This is a genomic window from Flavobacterium sp., assembly GCF_028712645.1.
Taxonomy (GTDB): Bacteria; Bacteroidota; Bacteroidia; order Flavobacteriales; family Flavobacteriaceae; genus Flavobacterium.
The window spans coordinates 1-4792 of sequence record NZ_JAQTPQ010000262.1 but is presented as its reverse complement, the minus strand read 5'-3'; the positions used below and the strand labels follow the sequence as shown (position 1 = coordinate 4792).

At 35.0% G+C, this 4792-nt stretch carries 4 protein-coding genes; all 4 read right to left on the bottom strand.

Going from position 1 to position 4792, the window contains the following annotated elements; translation table 11 throughout:
* Window positions 1-49 precede the first annotated feature (49 nt).
* A complete protein-coding gene (locus tag PHC28_RS15780; protein ID WP_300102856.1) occupies window positions 50-1222 on the bottom strand; it encodes an aminotransferase class I/II-fold pyridoxal phosphate-dependent enzyme in 1173 nt (390 codons plus the stop codon).
* A gap of 32 nt (window positions 1223-1254) precedes the next feature.
* The gene (locus tag PHC28_RS15775) at window positions 1255-1689 is read right to left on the bottom strand and encodes an OsmC family protein (protein ID WP_300102853.1); all 435 of its coding nucleotides are present in this window, start codon (window positions 1687-1689) and stop codon (window positions 1255-1257) included.
* Between the two features lie 76 nt (window positions 1690-1765).
* Window positions 1766-2359 (bottom strand): SMI1/KNR4 family protein, encoded by a 594-nt coding sequence (locus tag PHC28_RS15770; protein WP_300102850.1) that lies wholly within the window; start codon window positions 2357-2359, stop codon window positions 1766-1768.
* Window positions 2360-2431: 72 nt separating this feature from the next.
* A partial coding sequence (gene thrA, locus PHC28_RS15765) for a bifunctional aspartate kinase/homoserine dehydrogenase I (RefSeq protein WP_300102847.1) occupies window positions 2432-4792 on the bottom strand: 2361 nt, incomplete at its 5' end.

The following is a 4792-nucleotide window of genomic DNA, read 5'->3' as shown; positions in this document are numbered from 1 at the left end:
CCACGGTTTAAACCGTGGGCTATTTTGCAGGAATCAATAATTATAAATTTTAAGCCAAAGCCTGTTCCAAATCAGCAATTACATCTTTCACGGTTTCTAATCCTACGGAAACACGCACCAAACCATCAGTGATACTTACTGCCAAACGTTCTTCGACAGACAATTTGCTATGTGTTGTTGATGCTGGATGCGTTACAATGGTTCTGGTATCTCCTAAATTTGGCGACAGCGAACACAATTTTATTTTATCCAAGAAAGCTCTTCCTGCTTCAATTCCGCCTTTAATTTCGAAAGCCACAATGTTGCCGCCTAACTTCATTTGTTTTTGGGCAATTTCATATTGTGGATGTGATTTCAAGAATGGATATTTTACCTTATTTACCTTTGGATGCTGTTCTAAAAACTCGGCTACTTTCAATGCATTTTCGCAATGTCTGTCTAAACGAATCGCCAAAGTTTCTAAGCTTTTTGATAATACCCAAGCATTAAACGGTGATAAAGAAGGTCCAGTCAATCGAGAAAACAAATATATTTTTTGAATCAATTCGGCATTACCAACTGTAATTCCTCCCAGAACTCTACCTTGTCCATCCATTAATTTTGTTGCAGAATGCACCACCAAATGCGCTCCCCACTTTATAGGTTGTTGCAAATAAGGTGTCGCAAAACAATTATCGATTATCAAAATCAAATTGTGTTTTTTGGCAATTGCACCCAACAATTCCAAATCAATAATATCTACAGCTGGATTCGTAGGGGATTCCGCAAAAAGAATCTTAGTATTTGGCTTGATAAAACTCTCGATAGTTTCAGGCTTATCAATATCAAAATACGAAGTTTCTATTCCCCATTTTGGAAAATAATTGATAAACAAAGAGTGGGTTGCGCCAAACACACTTCCCGCAGAAACGATATGATCTCCCGAGTTTAACAAAGCCGCCAAAGTCGAATAGACCGCAGCCATTCCGGAGGCAAAGGCAAAACCAGACTCAGCGCCTTCCATTTGGCAAACTTTCTCTACAAATTCGTTGTTATTTGGATTGCTATAACGGCTATATATGTTTCTATCTTTCTCCTCGGCAAATGAGGCACGCATATCTTCGGCATCTTCAAATACAAAACTAGAAGTTAAGTACAAAGGCACTGAATGCTCTAAATATTGAGTTCTTTCTAATTGGGTGCGGATGGCTTGGGTTTCAAAACCAAATTCGTGTTCGTCCATTGTAATAAGTTGATTGTTGATTGTTGACGGTTTTAGATTTTAGCTAATTCCTCGCCGTTTAAAACTACTTTATAATGTATCGTTGCCGTTGGTTCCAATGTTTTAGAAACCGAACAGTATTTTTCGAAAGAAAGTTGGGCAGCTTTTGCTGCTTTATCTTCTTTGATATTTCCTTCCAAATAAAAAACTACATAAATATCTTTGAATGGTTTTGCTTTGCCCACTTGTATGCGTTCGCCTTCAACTTCAGCTTTGAAAGAAGTAATTTCCTGACGTTGCTTTTTTAGTATCGAAATCATATCGATTCCGCTACAACCAGCCACTCCCATCAAGATTAATTCCATTGGACTTGGTCCCATATCGTTGCCTCCAAAATCAGGTCTGGCATCTACATTTACAATATGTCCACGTTCATTTTTTAATTCAAAGTGGAAGTTGTCGTTTACTCTGTTTAGTGTTATTTTCATTGTTTATTTTTTTGGACGCGGATGAAACGGATTTTCAAACGCGGATTTTTTATTTTAAACTTGAATACTCTTTCTATTATTTTATTTCAATTGGAGTTGTATAATTGTTTTCATCCAAAACGAGTCCTTTATCATCAAATAAATTAGTTGTTCGTTTTACTTCAGAAACTATCATTTCATCAAATGAATTCCACTCAAATAATGAAGTAGCATCCCACCTGTCACAATAATGAACTTTATTAGTTTTCTTGTCAATGTAAAGATTTGAGCCATCCCAATTGTACCCTCCTATAAAAAAGTAATGATCTTTCGCATTTTCTGGTCTTTCATATAAGTTAGGCGTAAAAATAGAAAATGGTTGCCTACTTGCTTCTACTGAACGCCCTAATGCTTTCCTCAAACCATATAAACTGAATGTAGCAACAAAAACATTAAGACCATTACTAAAATTGGTTAAAAAATCCTTGTAATCTTGTGGCACATTCGTCTTTAATTCTTTTTCCATTAGCAAAATATCTTCCTCGTTCAAAACAGGATATATCTTGTTTAACCAAGCTAATGGTGCTATATGAATTGCTTTACCTATTAGGATTGTACCATTTTCAGATTCTTCTACTCCTAAATCTTCAAACCTGTATAACTCTTTCTTAACTTCTTCAAAACTATTCATAAATAAAATTTTTATTATTAATTGCCCATAGCCTGCAAAAATCAAAAATCGTTAATCTACAATCTAAAATCCCTAACCTTTCTCGGATAATCTCAAAATATCTCCAAAAACGCCTCTCGCAGTTACTGCTGAACCTGCGCCAGCTCCTTGAATTACAATAGGTCTGTCACCGTACGATTCGGTGTAAATTTCGAAGAAAGAATCAGAACCTTTCAATCCGCCCAAAGCAGTATCCGAAGGTACGGAAACTAATTTAACTTCAAGATTTCCTTTGTCATTTTGTAAATCGCCCGACAATTCGCCAATGTATCTCAAGACGTGATTGGGTTCTTGGTCTTCTTTTATTTTGTTATAAATAGGGTCGAATTCCTTTAATTTATGCAAGAAATCGTTAACGATTCCTTCTCTTAAATGTTCTGGAATCAAGTTTTGAATATCTATTTCTTCAAACTCATTTTGCAAGTCTAGTTCTCTTGCCAAAATTAATAATTTTCTGCCCACATCGTTACCACATAAATCTTCTCTTGGATCGGGTTCGGTGTAACCATTGTCGATGGCTTCTTTTAAAATTTCGCTAAAAGGAACGTCTTTTGCTGAGAAATTATTGAATAAATAACTCAAAGTTCCAGAGAAAACTCCTTTGATTTTGGTGATATTTTCACCCGAAAGATGCAATAATTTTATAGTATCTATCAATGGCAATCCGGCTCCAACATTGGTTTCATACAAATAAGTCTTTTGATTATCGGCCAATACTTTTCTCAAATCTTTATAAAATTTATAACTCAACGTATTCGCTACTTTATTCGAAGAAATCAAATCGAAACTGCTTTCGGCCAATTTCACATAATTTTCAACAAATGTTGAGCTTGCCGTGTTGTCAACAGCAATTAGATTTTCAAGATTGTTATCATTGGCAAAAGCAATAATATCATCAATTGTATACGAAAATCCATTGGTTTGAATCTCGTTTTTCCAATTTTGCGAAACGCCATTTTTGTTTAAAAGCACATTTTTAGAATTCGCAATAGCAAAAATATTCAGCTTTATATCCTTGCGTTTTTCGATAGTTGCCGCAGATTCTAAAATCTGGTTAATTAAGGTTCCTCCAACTAATCCGTGCCCAAAAATGGCAATGTTTATTTTTTTAGAAACTCCAAAAATTTCTCCGTGAATTACGTTTAACGCTTTATGCAATTGCGATTTTTTAACTACCAAACTCACATTTTTACCTGTAACTGTATTGTTGAAAAGAATTGGTACCACTTTGTTTTTAATCAAAGCCGTGTACGGTTTATGAAAAGTACTCAAATCCTGTCCAATTATCGAAATCACTGAAACATCATCGGTAATTGAAATTTTGTTGACGTCTTTCGAATAGAAATCATTTTCGAATTCTTTTTCTAATTCGATCATTGCTTTAGTTGCTTTATCAGCAGCAACCACAAGTCCAATTCCTCTCTCTGATGAACCTTGCGAAATGATACTTACACTAATATCATTGTCGCCCATAACTCTAAAAATTCGAGCATCGACACCAGTTTTTCCTAATAATCCTCTTCCTTCAAGGTTTACTAATGACACATTTTCGAGAACCGAAAGTGTTTTAATTCCTTCTTTATTGGATTTTGAAGTGATTAATGTTCCTTGATTATCATAGTTGAAAGTATTCAAAATTCGCAAAGGGATATTTCGTTCCAATAATGGAATAATCGTTTTGGCGTGCAAAATGGTTGCTCCAAAATTGGCGATTTCATTAGCTTCATTAAAAGATAAACGGTCTATTTTCTTGGCATCAGGAACTAAATCTGGATTAGCAGTGTAAATTCCGTCAACGTGGGTGTAGTTTTGTAATTCTTCAGCATCAAGAAAATTGGCAATCAAAGAAGCCGAATAATTACTGCCATTTCTTCCCAAAGTAGTCGTTTCATTATTTGCATTCGACCCAATAAAACCCGTAATAACAACAACTTTATCGGTGTGTTTTTTAAAATAATCAACCACATTTTTCTTCGAAATTTGTTCCAAAGGTTGGGCGTCACCAAATTTCGAATCCGTTTTTATCAATTCGCGAGAATCAGCAAACTGGGCATTAATTCCTTTTTCATTTAAAAGGGAAGTTATTGTTTTGGCCGAAATTACTTCGCCTTGCGACAAGACTTGATCTTTAATTTTTTCGCTAAAATCGCCTATCAAACTGATGCCTTCAAAAAGCTTGTCTAGTGTTGCAAATTCTTGTGATAAATCAATATTTGCGAAACCATTTTGTTGGTAGCTTTTAAAACTTTCTAACAAGGGTTTGTAATTACCGTTTTTGGCCGCAATCGTCAAAATGTCTTCTAGTTCGTCGGTTGCATTTCCTCGTGCCGAAACAACGACTGCAATATTTTCGCCTTTGCTTTTTTTGTCGATAATAATATCCAAAACTTTATT

Bases quoted from the DNA above. Each gene is read 5' to 3' on its own strand.
- PHC28_RS15770 (WP_300102850.1), bottom strand. From the start codon at position 2,359: ATGAATAGTTTTGAAGAAGTTAAGAAAGAGTTATACAGGTTTGAAGAT.
- PHC28_RS15775 (WP_300102853.1), bottom strand. From the start codon at position 1,689: ATGAAAATAACACTAAACAGAGTAAACGACAACTTCCACTTTGAATTA.
- PHC28_RS15780 (WP_300102856.1), bottom strand. From the start codon at position 1,222: ATGGACGAACACGAATTTGGTTTTGAAACCCAAGCCATCCGCACCCAA.